At 44.3% G+C, this 16182-nt stretch carries 12 protein-coding genes and 2 pseudogenes; 10 read left to right on the top strand and 4 right to left on the bottom strand.

Annotated features, from left to right (window positions below):
- Window positions 1-529: 529 nt before the first annotated feature.
- Window positions 530-1579 (top strand): phosphate acyltransferase PlsX, encoded by a 1050-nt coding sequence (gene plsX, locus F6J94_RS16350; protein WP_293042102.1) that lies wholly within the window; start codon window positions 530-532, stop codon window positions 1577-1579.
- Window positions 1580-2065: 486 nt separating this feature from the next.
- Complete coding sequence (locus F6J94_RS16355; protein WP_293042107.1) at window positions 2066-3064, top strand: beta-ketoacyl-ACP synthase III; 999 nt, start codon at window positions 2066-2068, stop codon at window positions 3062-3064.
- 83 nt (window positions 3065-3147) lie between these two features.
- Here F6J94_RS16355 and F6J94_RS16360 read toward each other — a convergent pair whose 3' ends face one another.
- From F6J94_RS16360 to cbiQ, 3 genes are all read right to left on the bottom strand, one after another.
- On the bottom strand, window positions 3148-3954 hold the full coding sequence (locus F6J94_RS16360) for an energy-coupling factor ABC transporter ATP-binding protein (RefSeq protein ID WP_293020359.1): 807 nt from the start codon (window positions 3952-3954) through the stop codon (window positions 3148-3150).
- A gap of 454 nt (window positions 3955-4408) precedes the next feature.
- Window positions 4409-5680, bottom strand: a complete 1272-nt coding sequence (gene iscB, locus F6J94_RS16365) for an RNA-guided endonuclease IscB (RefSeq protein WP_293020360.1) — start codon at window positions 5678-5680, stop codon at window positions 4409-4411.
- A gap of 252 nt (window positions 5681-5932) precedes the next feature.
- Window positions 5933-6850 (bottom strand): cobalt ECF transporter T component CbiQ, encoded by a 918-nt coding sequence (gene cbiQ / locus F6J94_RS16370; protein ID WP_293042110.1) that lies wholly within the window; start codon window positions 6848-6850, stop codon window positions 5933-5935.
- A gap of 266 nt (window positions 6851-7116) precedes the next feature.
- Between cbiQ and F6J94_RS16375 the strand changes: the two are divergent.
- The 8 genes and pseudogenes from F6J94_RS16375 (at window position 7117) to F6J94_RS16410 (ending at window position 13766) form a co-directional block, all read left to right on the top strand.
- Window positions 7117-7909 (top strand): annotated as a pseudogene (locus tag F6J94_RS16375) (IS5 family transposase).
- A gap of 27 nt (window positions 7910-7936) precedes the next feature.
- Window positions 7937-8806, top strand: a pseudogene (locus tag F6J94_RS16380) (ABC transporter transmembrane domain-containing protein).
- A 6-nt stretch (window positions 8807-8812) separates the two neighbouring features.
- Window positions 8813-9217 carry an ATP-binding cassette domain-containing protein gene (locus F6J94_RS16385; protein WP_293020362.1) on the top strand — a complete coding sequence of 135 codons (405 nt, stop codon included), beginning with the start codon at window positions 8813-8815 and terminating at the stop codon, window positions 9215-9217.
- Window positions 9218-9268: 51 nt separating this feature from the next.
- Window positions 9269-10066, top strand: a complete 798-nt coding sequence (locus F6J94_RS16390; RefSeq protein WP_293042115.1) for a PD-(D/E)XK nuclease family protein — start codon at window positions 9269-9271, stop codon at window positions 10064-10066.
- A gap of 268 nt (window positions 10067-10334) precedes the next feature.
- Window positions 10335-10523, top strand: a complete 189-nt coding sequence (locus tag F6J94_RS16395) for a hypothetical protein (RefSeq protein ID WP_075896118.1) — start codon at window positions 10335-10337, stop codon at window positions 10521-10523.
- A gap of 197 nt (window positions 10524-10720) precedes the next feature.
- Window positions 10721-10972 carry a hypothetical protein gene (locus F6J94_RS16400; protein WP_143727430.1) on the top strand — a complete coding sequence of 84 codons (252 nt, stop codon included), beginning with the start codon at window positions 10721-10723 and terminating at the stop codon, window positions 10970-10972.
- A 12-nt stretch (window positions 10973-10984) separates the two neighbouring features.
- Window positions 10985-13141, top strand: coding sequence for an AAA family ATPase (locus F6J94_RS16405; protein WP_293042123.1), 2157 nt, complete (start codon window positions 10985-10987; stop codon window positions 13139-13141).
- A 34-nt stretch (window positions 13142-13175) separates the two neighbouring features.
- Window positions 13176-13766, top strand: a complete 591-nt coding sequence (locus F6J94_RS16410) for a hypothetical protein (RefSeq protein WP_293042129.1) — start codon at window positions 13176-13178, stop codon at window positions 13764-13766.
- Between the two features lie 96 nt (window positions 13767-13862).
- On the opposite strand, the gene clpB is transcribed toward F6J94_RS16410, so the two are convergent.
- The coding region (gene clpB / locus F6J94_RS16415) for an ATP-dependent chaperone ClpB (RefSeq protein ID WP_293042132.1) at window positions 13863-16182 on the bottom strand (2320 nt) is incomplete at its 5' end.

The raw sequence follows: 16182 nt of genomic DNA on the forward strand, positions 1-16182 counted from the left end.
AGTGTGGGAACGAAGTTACCGCAAGAATAGGGCAGCCTTTATGGTTGGTCGGCTATGCGTAAAAGGGTTAAAACTTTATGATTAAGGCTGCCCTATTCTAAGGTTTCATCTCCGGGATGAATCGCGGACAGGATCTTTCATAGTTTTGAGATCGTCTATAATGAAAGTAGTAGGGAAGACAAATTAAGAGCTAACCGCCACCTACGTGCTTTAAAATCGAACTTTTCTGTATTGTAAGGCGTGCGGAGGGGCATCCTGTATCGTTAATAAAGCTTGCCGAGTATCCGTTCGCGCAGCGTCGGCGAAAGCCGATACCGATAGGTGGAGTTGGCAAGAAGCCCACACTGAACTCAACGAGTCAGTGTGGGAGTATGTCACATACTGAATGCTGCTACTGAACAGTTCTGTTGAGAACATGTCACCATGCAAGCCTTTCGGTTCCCAAACCTCAAGTTAAACTGATCACATTGTTTACTATTCCAGGTAATGGTTCTGGTAAGATGTGGAAGGTTTCTATAAACTTTGAGCAATGGCATCGACTAGCGCACGAATCGCAATAGACGCTATGGGCGGGGATTATGCCCCCCATGAAATAGTTGCTGGAGCTATTAGAGCACAAGCTGAGTTAGGGGTAGAGGTATTGTTGGTAGGGGATCCTGAGCAAATTAGATCCTCTATTGCCCAACACCACGGATCAAGTCAGATAGAAATTGTAGCTGCTGATGGTGTCGTTGCCATGGATGAAGAACCCTTGGTGACCTTGAAGCGTAAGCCCAAGGCTTCTATTAACGTAGCCATGGACTTAGTCAAGCAAGGACGTGCTGACGCTGTAGTCTGTGCTGGTCACTCTGGGGCAGCCATGGCAGCGGCTCTATTGCGCTTAGGGCGTCTGCCAGGGATTGACCGTCCCGCAATTGGCGCAGTGTTTCCTAGCATCATGGCTGGCAAGCCAGTGATTATATTGGACGTGGGGGCAATTGTAGATTGTCGCCCTAAATATCTAGAGCAGTTTGCCATCATGGGGTCAGTATATAGCAAGTATGTCTTAGGCATCGAAGATCCTAAGGTAGGACTGCTAAACATTGGTGAGGAAGAGTGTAAAGGCAATGATTTGGCCATCCGCACTCATCAACTGCTACAAAAAAATCCCAGAATAAACTTTATAGGCAATGCTGAGGGTAGAGATGTACTCTCAGGTCAGTTTGATGTAATTGTGTGCGATGGCTTTGTGGGCAATATACTGCTCAAATTTGCCGAAGCTGTAGGGGAGGTGATGCTGCAAATTATCCGAGAAGAACTGCCTCAAGGGATACAAGGTCAGCTAGGTACAGCGTTGTTAAAACCCAACTTGAAGCGGATTAAGCAGCGTATGGATCATGCAGAACATGGCGGTGCCCTACTCTTAGGGGTGGCAGGAATTTGTATTATTAGTCACGGTAGCTCCCAAGCCCCATCAATTTTTAACGCGATTCGGTTGGCTCAAGAAGCCATTGATCACCGAGTAATAGAGCGGATTAAAGCCAATCACTTCAAAAGCTCTAAGGAATCAGTGGCTAGCAATTCCAGCAGTGAGGAGTAAGGCATGATAGGCTGAGCGGTATTTCAAGGCCACCATTAGCGCAACTGTTTTTTTTTGCAACTGTTTTTTGTTGAGGGTTGAGGGTTGACGGTTGACAGTTTGCGTATAACCGTTATTCTTGAAAATGTCAACAAAAAGCGATCATGACAAAATGCGGACTAAATTTTTAGTAGCTGATCAAGTCTGGTGTTAAACTCATGCTTATAGCCATTAGGTAAACTCCGGTAGCTTTAGCAACAAATTATGCTATTTAACCGATAACGTTATGGAGAAAATCCACCTAATAATCTCTAGGGTTTCGTTAAACTAGGAAATTTTTAGCTTGAGCGTGGCACAAGCCCCACACCATAACCGTGTAAGGCTTGTGTAGTTTAGTTCACAGTGGCTGTGATGGCAAGATTGACCAATGACCAGTCTTTCCGCCTTCTCCCTAAGCAGCGAACTTGGGAAGAGAAAAACATGGGATGCAACTGATGGAGAAGAGCCTTGAATCAACTAGGAACAGGCATTGCTATTACCGGAAGCGGTTCCGCAGCGTCAGAGGTTACCCTCGATAACCATCAACTAAGCCAGATGGTTGATACATCGGATGAGTGGATTACCAGCCGTACCGGAATTCGGCAACGGCATCTGGTGCATGCACAAGGAAGTCTAAGTGAGATGGCTACTGGGGCAGCAAAGAATGCGATCGCTATGGCTGGAATTGCTCCTGAAGACCTAGATCTGATTATCCTAGCCACCTCAACCCCGGATGATTTGTTTGGCAGTGCTAATCAAGTTCAGGCACTCCTGGGAGCATCAAAAGCAGTTGCCTTTGATATAACCGCAGCCTGCTCTGGGTTCGTCTTTGGACTGGCTACAGCGTCCCAATTTATCCGCACTGGCCTTTACCAAAATGTCTTACTAATTGGTGCCGATATTCTCTCAAGGTGGGTGGATTGGTCAGACAGAAGTACTTGTGTACTATTTGGAGATGGTGCTGGGGCTGTAGTTTTGCAGGCAAATCAATCCGATCGCTTACTGGGATTTGCACTGTGTAGTGATGGTACCCAAAATAGCTGTCTTCAGTTAGCCTACAAATCACAACAGCAGGAAATTGTCAAGGGCTTGACTGTTGCTAAAGGCACTTATCAGCCCATTACCATGAGTGGTAAAGAGGTTTATCGCTTTGCCGTGCAAAAGGTACCAGAAGTGATTGAAAAAGCATTATTTCGAGCTGATATCAGCACTGAACAGGTGGATTGGCTGGTCTTGCATCAAGCTAATCAGCGGATTCTTGATGGAGTTGCCCAACGTCTGAAGATTCCTAACCACAAGGTTTTAAGTAATCTCGCCCAATATGGTAATACCTCAGCGGCTTCTATACCTCTAGTGTTGGATCAAGCAGTGCGGCTTGAGAAAATTAAATCAGGAGATATTATAGCTACCTCCGGCTTTGGTGCAGGATTGACTTGGGGCGCAGCAGTTTTTCAGTGGGGAAGGTAATTGATGTACTCCAGCACCATCCTGAGCCAGTTAATCATTGTTGACGGTTAACAGTGAACAGTCAACCGCCAACGAATAGGTTTTCAAGGGTTACCGATAACCGACACTATAGAGTGAGGCTTTTCCAAACCATGAGCCTCCATCAGCTGCTGATTAGCCATCACCTGTTGAGGATGACCGTCAGCAATAATTTGTCCTTCGTCAAGTAGCAAAACGCGATCGCATACTTCTAAAATCAGTTCTAGGTCATGGGAGGAAATCAGTATTGTCTCCTCGGAGCGTTTCAAAAAGCTAATCAAGCGACGCCGGGAACGAAGGTCAAGATTCGCACTGGGTTCATCGTAAAGCACTAGGGATGGAGCCATGGCTAAAACCCCTGCGATCGCTACCATACACTTCTGACCCCCAGACAGGTTGTGGGGAACTCGACCCGCTAAGTGTTCCACACCCGTCAGGGATAGGGCTTCTTGAACTCGCTGTTCAACCTCAACCGCTGGTAACCCCATATTCTCTGGTCCAAAGGCTACGTCATCCCAGACCGAAGGGGAAAATAACTGGTCATCGGGATTCTGAAACACCAGACCAATTTCTGGGCGAAACTCACCCGCGACCACGGGTTTGCCAAATAACAGCATCACTCTTGCCCTAGTTGGTTTTAAAATGCCGCAGATGGTTAGAAATAGGGTAGTTTTACCAGCACCATTCGGACCAATCAAACCCACCCGTTCCCCTGGCTTAATGGTGAGATTTATATTGCGTAAACTATCCGGTTGGTCTGGGTAGGAAAAATACAGACTATCAATGGCAAGGACGTAGTGTAACGAAGTAGGTGACTGATACGGTTCAATGTAATCTTCTCGGTAAAACAATTCTTGTTTTTGCTGTTTCACGGTAAAAGTCTGAAGGATGAAGTCTGTTCGCGTAGCGTGGCCGTTCGCGGAGCGTGGCCTACGGCCTTAAGGCCAAGGATGAAGTCGTTTCGCATGATAGCGTTCGGTGTAGGCTAGGATAAATTCAGCAGCCATATTAATTACGGCTAATCACTTATAGTCGGGGTGAGCGAATTTTGTTAAGTGTTAATTTAAGTGTTAATTTTCTTAAATTTAAATTAACAAAACACCAACCCAAACCCTAAACTTATAAGTCGTTAACCGGAATCAATATTACCTTGATTTGATGACCATGAATTATTCATCATTGATCAGTCTGAATTCGCTTCGGTCATCTGTCCGCCTCCTTGGAGACTCCGCCTATAATCTTTGACGCACGCGGTGAGACGTGCCATATAAACACCTGGGGTTCCCCCAGGTGTTTATATGGCACTCAGGAAAGGGAGGACAGGATCTAAGTCGTATAAGCATAACCATCTTTTCTGTGAATAAATTGACAATACTTGTGACTGATACCCTCTACTAATCCTGATTTAGTTGAGATATTGAAAGACCCTGACTTTCTAGTTGCGACTCGTCCGACATAGGTGCCGATTTTTTTGCCTTTGGTGACTACGGCACGAACAATATCGCCTGTCTGAAAACCTTTATGAAACTTGATTCTGGAGCAATGACGAGTGGGAAAGCCATATTTGTTAGTTCTACAGATTTGACGAGTGCCATGTCCTTTGGCGGTTATTATCAAAGGATTGGTTACTTCGATAATCAATGTTTCGACTTTCCCGACATTTGCCGCATCCAACCAATGAGTTTTCGGAAGATTTTGACGACACCTATTGAATTTGGTTAATCCGCCACTACCTACTTCAACAGGTAGCCCTGTTGACTTGAGATCGTGGTACAACTTCCATCGGGTTGAATTAACACAAGCCGCATCAGCCAGAGGGCGTTTAGCTTTACTCAGTATGCGTTTCAGGATACTAGGCTTGTTAGACAAGAAAAGTTCAATGTCTTGATTAGATTTCGCCTGGTTACATGGGTGACATGCAATCGCTAAATTAGAAACTCGATCAGAACCACCTTTGGACTTGGGTTTAATGTGCTCAATTTCTAATTGAGTTCCTGTTGTCCCACAATAAGCACATTTACGATTCCATTTTTCGAGTAAATATTCTCGAAGTTCATAACCGTAAAGTGTGCCCTGTTGATACTCAATTCCAGATATTTCAGGGTTTTCTAGTTTTTGAGTATCAAATTTAACCAATTCTTGAGAAATGCCTGCGACCGGACATAATTTAATCAGTTTCTTAGTCCAAGTTTCAATATTTTGAACTCTAGACATCAAGCTAGGAGCTAGCCAACCTTTTGGTCTGGTTCTATTAAGAAACCTGGGCTTGCGGTATCGAGTCTTGCGATTACGTCGGCTGCGTCTTAGCTGCCTACGAGAAGTCAAAGAATCTCGGATCTGGAAACCCCTATGTATAAGTTCGGCTCCCCAGACCACTCGTTCTCCTTGAACAATAGCAAAACCGCTTGTTTTTGCTCCAGGATCTATTTTGATTTTGTGATCGTGAGTTACTGGATCTATTATTTCCTCAGTCAAGATTATAGTGAATGGGTAACGGCGATAGACCTTTGCCTTGCCAGTTGATAATAAAATCCTGGCTCTTGCCGGTCTACATGGATCTAGTGGTTGTCGATTTTTGTTTAATACAAAGACACGCATAATTGTGTTTCCTCCTGTTGCCAGGGTAAAGTTAGCTTAGTCAATGTTATTTCTCGGTACTTTCCCAATCGCACTGGCTTAACTCAACTACACCTGTTTAACGACCGGGTTCTAGAGCTGGGGACTAGCTACGCATCCCTAGGTAGGAACTTTAACTCTTAAAAATAACGTAGCCCTCTAAAGGCTTAGACTGGTAAACTTTGAGCTTTAAAGCTCCCGCTATACTCGCGTTGTGAGTTAGCGGCGAGTTGTTTACGCTTCTGTTAAGAGAATTTCTGCGATCACAAATCCTATTGAAATCAAGCTAGTGAGTCCCAAAGCAATGTAGTGGTGGAAACCAGCAGTGTTTATACTAGACCCCATACGCTTTTCCCTAGGAAGCGGTAATGAAAAGCTCTGTGTTCTACTCCCTATTGTCACACCAGAACTCTCAGAAACCATAAATTTAGAGGTGTTACTATACCCTCGTAAAATCATCGCTTTATAGACTTGCTGGGATTGCTGGTAACTGCGCACCAAAAGTGTTCCGGTTAGGGACGCTAAAACTCTAAGGTTACGGTAACTACGGGCGAAGGATTCCAGTAACCAAGCAACTGGGTGACGTCCAAATTCCTGCCATGAAAGCTTTGGTCCTTTGCCACGAAAACCTCGCAGCTGCATTGCCCGCTTCATTTTAGCTAGGTCGTTACTAAATTGCTCAATATAGCGGTAAGACAACAGAGTCATATCCGCAACCAGTGAGGGCAGACCAAGCGATCGCATAGCTTTGATGTTGGTCAAAAAGGGTGCGGTGCCAAATAAAATCACACTAATGGTCAGAATACATAGGAAACGGGTGGCAATCAGCACTAGGGTTAGCAGTCCTTCCTGTCGCAGGGCGATTGGACCAAGCTGGATGATCACGGTAGTGCCTACTGTGAAGGGGAGTAGCAGTGTGATCCCTAACAGAAACAATCCCGGATAGCGCAACCGATTCAACAGAAAGGACAGTGGCAGGCGAGAGACTCGATAAAAAATTAGGGTCAGAGCCACCATCCCTGGTAGCACTATCAAATGCTGTACAAAGGAAAACGCAAAAATTAGGGTCAATAGGGCAATTAGCTTGGCACGAGGTTCCCAACTGTGGATGGGGGAGTCCAAGTGAGCGTAGGCATCAAGTCCATGTTTCATTTAGTCATTGATTGTAATTGGTGATTGCTAATTGGGTCTAATCCACATAGGAGCCATAGGTTCTATCGCTCCACTTCACCCTTAATACTTCATACTTGATACTTCACCGTTCATCCTTTATATTTTCTCTATGACCTATGACTAAGAGCTGATTTCTAAAGGTAGTCTAAAGAAATGGACTACAACTGCGGTAGTCGAAGTAGATTATTACCTTGACTTCCTCTGGCATTTCTCCATGAGCCGCTTACCTAAGATTGCTAACCCCCATCGCCCAACCTATCGAGCGTGACCTCAGTGATGCGGAATGGAGCATCATTGAACCCTACAAACCCTTGTCCTAAAGGGTTCGGTCATCCCAGAACGGTTAATCTTCGTATTGTTCTGAACGGGATATTTTACGTGCAACGTACGGGCTGTCAATGGGAAATGTTGCCTCATGATTTACCGCCCTATTCTACTGTCTATAAATACTTTCGCAAGTGGCAACCGCTTTGGCATATGGCAAGGGATTCATGACAAGTTACCAGGCCAGTTACTCACCGAATCAGGACGTGACGAACAATCAACGGTGGCGATAGCCGATTCTCAATCGGTGAAAACCACCGAAAAAAGGGGGATGTCTACGGCTATGACGGTGGCAAGAAGGTTTTTGGCCGTAAACGGCATATCGTCGTAGATTCGCAAGGTTTGCTGTAGGGAATGTTAGTGACCGAAGCAAACATGTCAGAGCGATTGGGAGCTGTTGTTGTTTTTAATGAGTCGAAAGAAGCTCTCTCCAAGTTGAAAGTGGTTTGGGTGGCTGTGCGGGTATTCGGGAAAGAATTTTGCCCATGCGGTCAAACAAGTGTGTGGTGAGTCAGTGCAAGTAGAAGTCATAGAACGCTTTGTCATTGGAGTTTGAGATATTGCCAAAGCTAGGAATCGTGGAACGCACGTTCGGGTGGTTGAATCGATTTCGCCGTTTGAGTCACGGACTATGAACAGTATACACAGATGAGTGAGGCGATGATTTATGGTTCTCTCATTCGCCTGATGACAAAACGACTGGCAACAGTTTAAGGTTCTGTTTAGAAATCAGCTCTTAGCCTGTTTCGAGTGGCAATGATGGGGTTGCGGCAATATCTACTAGACCATACGGCTAATAAAGTAGATGCAGCACTGATTGTAGGATTTATTCGCCATACACTGCGGTTGCCTCTCTCGTTTTTCGAGTCCCGCTATGTTGGTTATATTATATCACGGGTTCAAGAAAACCGCAAGATTGAGCGGTTCCTTACCGGTGAGGCGTTATCAATTCTGCTGGATTTACTAACAGTATTTATCTATGTAGGATTGATGGTTTGGTACAGCTGTAAAATGGCATTATTGGCCTTAGTGATTGTGCCGCAATTCTTATGGCTAGCATTGATTGCGACACCGTTTTTACGAATGATTTACCGGGAAATATTTCAATCGACGGCTAAATAAAATAGTTATCTAATTGAAGCGCTTTCCGGTGTAAGTACCGTTTCCACAGCAGTATAACAAACAGTACGTTGGCATTGGTAGGAGTTATTAAATAAGGAGATTAAGACAAGTTTTGATGGGCAATTTATCAGCAATCGTCTGCAAATTTTTAGTAATGCTATTGAAGCCGTAGTAACCACAAGCCTCCTGTGGTATGGAGCGTGGTTAGTGATTCAGAATCAGTTAACCATTGGACAATTAGTGGCATTCAATATGCTGTTGGGAAATATTATTACTCCCTTCAAGCGGTTAACGGTGTTATGGAATCAATTCCAGAAAGTAGTAATTGCGATGGAACGGATTAATGATGTGTTGGATGCGGAACCAGAGGAGGATTTGCTGAATCAAGCCCGTCAATCGTTACCATCAATTCAGGGTAACATTACCTTTAATAACGTCACCTTTCGCTATCACCCAGAGAGTGATTTAAATGTACTGGAAAATCTATAATTTCAAGTGAAACCAGGACAAATGGTAGCCCTAGTCGGACGCAGTGGTTCAGGTAAAACAACGATTTATAAATTGGTGTTGGGATTGTATCCACCCACAGATGGGAAAGTATTGATTGATGGCCTTGATATTACCAGTCTGTCCTTACAGTCTTTGCGATCGCAAGTGGGAGTAGTAGACCAAGATACGTTTTTGTTTGGTGGAACGATTAAGGAAAATATTAGCTTAGGTCATCCTGCCGCTAGTTTAGACGAGATTATAGAAGCAGCACGATTGGCAGGTGCTGATGAGTTTATTAAACAGTTGCCCATGGGCTATGAAACCCAGATTGGAGAAGGGGGAGGGACATTGTCTGGTGAACAACGGCAACGGATTGCGATCGCATTCGATATCTTCCGCTACACTAGCTAATAGATCACAAACAAACCCAATGTCTCAAAGACTTGATTAGATCATTGACCAGTGTTTCCTCCTGCACCTCTGACTCGTCTATCCCAAGGACAGCTGAACGTATTAGAAACCTGTCCCCGTAAGTTCCAACACATTTACTTTGACCAACTGGGAACACCCGTGTCTCCCGAACAACAAGAGCGTCTTACTTGGGGAAGCCGCTTTCACCTACTAATGCAACAGCGCGAACTTGGGTTACCAGTCACATCCTTAGTAGAAGAGGATACCCAACTCGACTACTGGCTCACTGGTTTAGTCAATGCCGCACCAGAACTTTCCCACCCAGAGCCTGAAAGCTTCCGGGAAGCCGAACATTGCCGAACCCTGTATTTTCAAGGTTATCTGCTTACTGTGATCTATGACTTATTGATTGCAGGGGAAGACTCGGCTCAAATTCTTGATTGGAAGACCTATCCTCAACCTAAAAACCGGGATTGGTTAGCCCAAGACTGGCAAACACGCCTGTATCTCTACATCCTAGCGGAAACTAGCGATTATTGGCCAGAACAAATTTCCATGAGTTACTGGTTTGTCAAATCCAAACCCTCTGCCCAGAGTCTTAAATTTACCTACAATAGCGCACAACACCAGAAAACTAGGGAGGATTTGACTCAGTTGTTGACCCAGTTGGCTGGGTGGCTACAAGGCTACCAAGATCAAGGTTTAGCTTTTCCTCAAGTAGCAGCATCCCTTGGTCGATGTGGTGATTGTACCTTTGCAGTGCGTTGTCAGCGTTACGGGAATAGGTTGAGTAACGATAGTACGGAATTACTACCCAATTTAGCTGATATCCAAGAAGTTTCCCTTTGAGCTACCACCCCTGACTGGGTTTGCTAGTAGCACGAGTAAGAGTTACAAAGAGTTAAGCAGAGATCCCTGGGGAACCTCTGCTGTAGCTAGTGCGCTAACCAGCCCATAGGCGACAAAGTCTGGTCGAACTAGATTTAAGCAGACTCAGTGCCGCTGGCTTCTTTGCGTTTCCTAAGGTTATAATAACACAAAATATCTAAATAACACAAAAAACTTAAAATACCTATTGAATTGTTTACCCCTTAGTAGGATAATTGGGAGGTCAAAGTTGTCAAAAGATGTGTCAGAAGAAAAACAAGTTAGCTATAAACTATTTTTGCCTGAATCCTTACGGGCAAAATTCAAATCTATGTGCGCTCTCAAGGGAGTCACCATGAATCATATCTTATTGGAGTTGATTGAAGAATGGATAGAGGAAAATAAACCTGCTTCATCCCCTAAGCAGAAGAAGAGTTAATCCGCTGATCTAGGTTGAACAGTGCTGAATGCGAAATGGTAAGTACTAAGTGCTGAGTTATTTATAACCAGCTCATAGTCTATTATGATAGCGCTGCTCTTCCTGACGGTAACACCGTAAGCCTATGCGCTACTTGAGGGGCTACTTGAGGTGCTATCAGCCTATGGGCGTAGCGCATAGGCTTACAGGAATAATTAATGCGATTGGCCGTAGGCCACGCTACGCGAACGCTAATGAAAGACAATTCTAAATTATTTGAGGAACTGAAAGATCAAGCCATTGATTCAGACCATGAGCAAGGGTTGATAGCCCTTAGTGAGGAATTGCTCAAAGAGTTTGATAGCGGTTCATCACAAGCGGTGACTGGTATGGCTCGTTATCGGTTGGAAAAACATCGAAGTGCTTACAAAAAAGCCTACACAAAACTGATGGCTACCATTGGTCTATGAGGAAGAGTGTCTATGGAAAACTATCGACTGGTATCAGTCAAGATCAAGGGGTTTCGAGGCTTTCCTGAACAAGCGGGAGAACGGGAATTTCGCTTTGATCAAGCCTGCACATTAATTGTAGGAGCTCAGGGGGGAGGCAAAAGTAGTACCCTGAATGCCATTGAGTGGTGCCTATTTGGCAAAGATGTCGCTAATAAAAGTGCTACTAAAATTGAAGAGCGCAAGAATTGGTTAGTGAAAAACCAATCTTCAAGGGAGACTACTGTCGAAGTTATCTTTGAAGGGAATGGGGAAATACTGAAGGTATATAGGAGTGACCGCAAACGTCGTGGTAATCCCAAGTTTTACTATCAGATTAATAATGGTTTGTGTCATGAAGATGAAGCTGAATTGCGGGTGCTACTGGGTGTAGAATTGTCTGACTACATGAGTTGTGTATACCTACATCAAGAAACTATCAGTGCGCTACTGATTCAGGAACCAAAAGAGCGCAAAAATGCTCTGGATCGCCTCATGGGTTTGACGGATTGGCGCAATCTATTGGATGGAATTAAGCGAGCTAAAGCCCAGGAAGAATTTAAGAAAGTTGATCAAGAGTTTGGTCAGATTATCAGCAAAATTGAGACAGCAAAAGCGATTAAAGAAAATGACTTAGGTCTAGCGGAAGAAGAAGCAATTTTTCATGATATTCCCCTGAGCCAACTATCCCTCAATGGAGCAAAAGCTATTTGCCAAGGGGTTGAAAATGCAGTTGAAAATTTTGCCAAAGACTATGGATTGCTGGTGCCGTCTTTACCAAAATACCAAACTAGTGATGATTTGGAACGATTTGTAGATGCTGCTAAGGAGGCAATTAAGCAATTACGTAATGCTCAGCCAGACTGGGAACGGCAGAAAGAATTGCTGAATCAGCAAAGTGAATTAAATCGTTTGAAAGCTAATGTTGAGACCAAGGTTATGGAACTCAACCAAAAAGAAAACGAGATTCACCAACTGGAAGCTCAATACGGCATGCTACCAGAAATTTTGGCAAAAAAAAATAAAATTGAACAAGAAGAGTTACCGGCAAAGCAAGAGAGTATAAATAGTATCAACAATCGTGCCGGTATCATTATCGAAACCCTGAAATTTCTGAAGTCAGTACAGGAATATCAAGCACAAAATTGTCCCGTTTGCTCTACACCAATTAATCCAGTTCAGTTGCGTCAGGAATTAGAATCCTGGCAGCAAGACATGGCGTTACAGCTAAAACCGATTCAGAAGGAGATTCGGGCATTAGAAACAGCAGTAGAGGAGTTCCAGAGACTGATTAAAACCTTGGAGCGGTTGCAACGGGAACGATTAGATAAGGATAAGGGATTACAACAAGCAAAAAATGCGATCGCAGTAGCTTTAGAAACAGAAATTAATGACTCGGCTCACGCTCTGGCTCTGCTCAATCAAGCCATTACTGAAGTAGATCAGGAATTAGCCAGGATTCGCACCGCAGTTGAGCAAAGTAATCAGCGTATCGATAGCATTGATCAAGACTTAGAAAACATTAAACGGATTATTACTGTCCTTCGTTATCGCCAAGAGGTGGATAATTTGTTTTCGATTCAAGATTGCCCTGAATATAAAGAAGTTGAAGCAGCAAAAGCTGACTTGGAAGCCTTCTGTGACCGATTGTTAACTATTGGTGAAGCCGTGCAGGAGGTGCTAGGAAACTCAGCTAAAGAAAAAATCGATGCTACCAGAGCAGCAATTTCTAGTATATATCGTCAGCTCGCCCATCGCAGTGACTTTCCAGATATTGAGATTGACCCAGACAAATATGAAGTGATGGCGGTGGGATATGGAGAGTCAGAAGTTGCCTTACGACTGTTGAACAAGGGTGATATTAATTGTGCTGCTTTGAGTATATTTCTAGCCCTAGCAACTTCAGAGCAATTGACTCATAATATCGGTTTCATGGTGCTAGATGACCCGTCGCAAAATCTAGACCCAGTCCATAAAGAACGGTTGGCTCAGGTGTTGGATCAGGTATTGGAGAAAAAGCAATTGATTATTGCCACTTCAGAAGATGATTTCGTCGAGCAGCTGAGTTTCAAGCTAACTAAGCCCAACAAACTCTACCGATTGGGACAGTGGACACCAACTCGTGGACCAACTATCGAGGCTAATGGGTAACAGAATGTAGAATTAAGAATGTAGAATTAAGAATATGGATGCATCAACATTCAATCATTTAACGAAGATTCAACAACACCTGAATAGTCGCTCTAGAAAAGATAATGGGTTTGGTAAAACTTGCCAGATTTTCCTAGCGATTACCTTCTGTCGCTTGGGTTTTCAGGTAGAAAACTATTCCTCTCAAGGTGTAGATATTGATAGTTGGAATCACCCCTACTTTCCTAATCTTTCCATTGAAGTTAAGACCACCATTAAACATACGGTGACACTAGGACAGAAGGATGTGGATGGTTTGAAGAAAAAAGCGAGAGAAGGATATGAACCTATCTTTGCGGTTTTGAGATTAGAGTTATTGTCCAATTGGATTATTGCCAAAGCCAAGGGAATTAAGGCAGGTAATCATCCTGTAGGGAGACTACAAACCTCAGTAAGGGCAATGCCGGAACTGCAAGATCAGGTGAATCAGGAATTCTCTAGGGTTGTCAATGACTATGGCGCTATAGTATCAAGTATTCCAGCTGAGGAAATTCTCACTGATTTGGATAAGTATTTGGATAGGGAGAAACTAAAAGTAGTACCAAAAGGAAGTGGTATGGCACTGCGCGCAGGGTATAGGTTTTAGGGTTAGGGTGTGTTTTTTGCCCTAAGCATTCAGCTGATAGCTAATCACTGAATGCTTAGGGGTTTAGCACAAAATACCCTTCAACCTTTCTACGCTTCAATTGGACTCACTGAGCAACAACTGAGCAGGCAATCGCTGAAAGGAAAGCCGTTCATTGTTCACATCCACAAAGATAGTGTCCCCATCATTAAATTCACTCCTGAGAATTCCCTTAGCAATAGGAGTTTCCAACTCCCGCTGAATAGCTCGCTTCAGGGGTCGTGCTCCAAAAACTGGATCATACCCTAATTCTGCCAAAAAGTCAACAGCTGCATCGGAGAGTTTCAGGGACATCTTGCGCTCTGCTAACCGTTGCTCTAAGCGCAGGGTTTGCAGCTGGACAATATTGCGCAACTGATGTTTTTGCAAGGTATGGAAAATAATCACCTCATCAATCCGATTGAGGAATTCAGGACGGAAACTAGAGCGCATCGCTTCCATGACCCGACTCCGCATTTCCTCATACTTGGAGTCATCCCCAGCTACATCCAGAATATACTGGGAGCCAATATTGCTGGTCATGATAATAACGCTATTCTTGAAATCTACGGTATGCCCTTGAGCATCAGTAACTCGACCATCATCAAGGATTTGCAGCATGACATTAAAGACATCCGGGTGTGCTTTTTCGATTTCGTCAAATAGAATTACCGCATAGGGACGTCTACGGATGGATTCGGTTAACTGACCTCCTTCTTCGTAACCCACATAGCCTGGAGGAGCACCAATCAGTCGGGAAACGGTATGCTTTTCCATATACTCGGACATATCGATTCGCACCATAGCCTCTTCGGTGTCAAACAGATAGGCTGCTAAGGCTTTTGCCAATTCTGTCTTACCCACACCGGTAGGACCGAGGAAAATAAAGCTAGCGGTGGGACGATTGGGGTCAGCTAATCCAGCACGCGATCGCTGAATAGCATCGGCAACAGCAGTAACGGCTTCCTCTTGGCCAATCACCCGCTTGTGTAGTTCTTCTTCCAGGTGCAGTAGCTTCTCTTTCTGAGACTCTACCAGCTTACTAATGGGAATTCCAGTCCACTTAGAGATAATTTCCGCAATGTCAGCTTCTGTAACTTCTTCCCGCAGCAGGGATTGACTACTGGTTTGGTTCTCGGCTAGCTGTTGCTCAACAGTTTCCAGGGATTTTTGCAACTCGGCTAACTTGCCGTATTTTAGCTTAGCGGCTCGGTTGAGGTCATAATCCCGTTCTGCCTGTTGAATTTCTACATTAACTCGATCAATCTCTTCCTTAATCCCCTGAATCCGGTCAATCACATCTTTTTCTGATTGCCACTGGGCATTCAACGTACGCTGTTCTTCTTTTAGATCAGCCAGTTCTTTTTCCAGTCTTTCCAGTCTTTCGATGGAGGCGAGATCAGTTTCTTTTTGTAAAGACAACCGTTCCATTTCCAGCTGGATAATTTTGCGGTCAATTTCATCGAGTTCTTCTGGCTTGGAAGTAATTTCCATTTTTAGCCGTGCTGCCGCTTCATCCATTAAGTCAATGGCTTTGTCTGGTAAAAAGCGATCGCTAATATACCGAGTAGACAAAGTAGCTGCTGCCACTAAAGCACTATCGGCAATTTTAACCCCGTGGTGAACTTCATACCTTTCTTTGAGACCTCGTAGAATCGAGATAGTATCAGCTACACTAGGCTGGTCAACATAGACCTGCTGGAAGCGTCTTTCGAGTGCTGCATCTTTTTCAATGTACTTGCGGTACTCATCGAGAGTAGTAGCACCAATACAGCGCAATTCACCCCGAGATAACATTGGCTTGAGCAAATTTCCCGCATCCATTGCTCCTTGAGAAGCACCAGCACCGACGACGGTATGGATTTCATCAATGAACAGGATAATTTTGCCTTGGGAATCCGTAACTTCTTTTAGTACCGCTTTCAGGCGTTCTTCAAATTCTCCCCGAAACTTAGCCCCAGCAATCAATGCGCCCATATCCAGAGCAATCAATTGTCGGTCTTTGAGGGATTGAGGCACATCACCCGCTATAATCCGTTGTGCCAAGCCTTCAGCAATAGCAGTTTTCCCAACACCAGGTTCCCCCATCAGCACTGGGTTATTTTTAGTACGGCGCGAGAGAATTTGAATCGTGCGCCGAATTTCATCATCTCGGCCAATAACTGGGTCAAGCTTTCCCTCCCGCGCCGCCTCTGTCAGATCACGTCCATATTTTTCCAGTGCAAGATATTTGCCCTCTGGATTTTGGTCGGTCACTTTCTGATTCCCTCGAATGTCAGCAATGGTAAGTTTAAGCCTATTTTCATCTAGTTTAAACTCCTGGAATAATGACTTACCAAAGCGGTCATCTTTCAGATAAGCCAGGATCAGATGCTCAATGGAGATATAATCGTCTAGA

This window comes from Moorena sp. SIO1F2 (assembly GCF_010672755.1).
In the GTDB taxonomy this organism is placed as follows: Bacteria; Cyanobacteriota; Cyanobacteriia; order Cyanobacteriales; family Coleofasciculaceae; genus Moorena.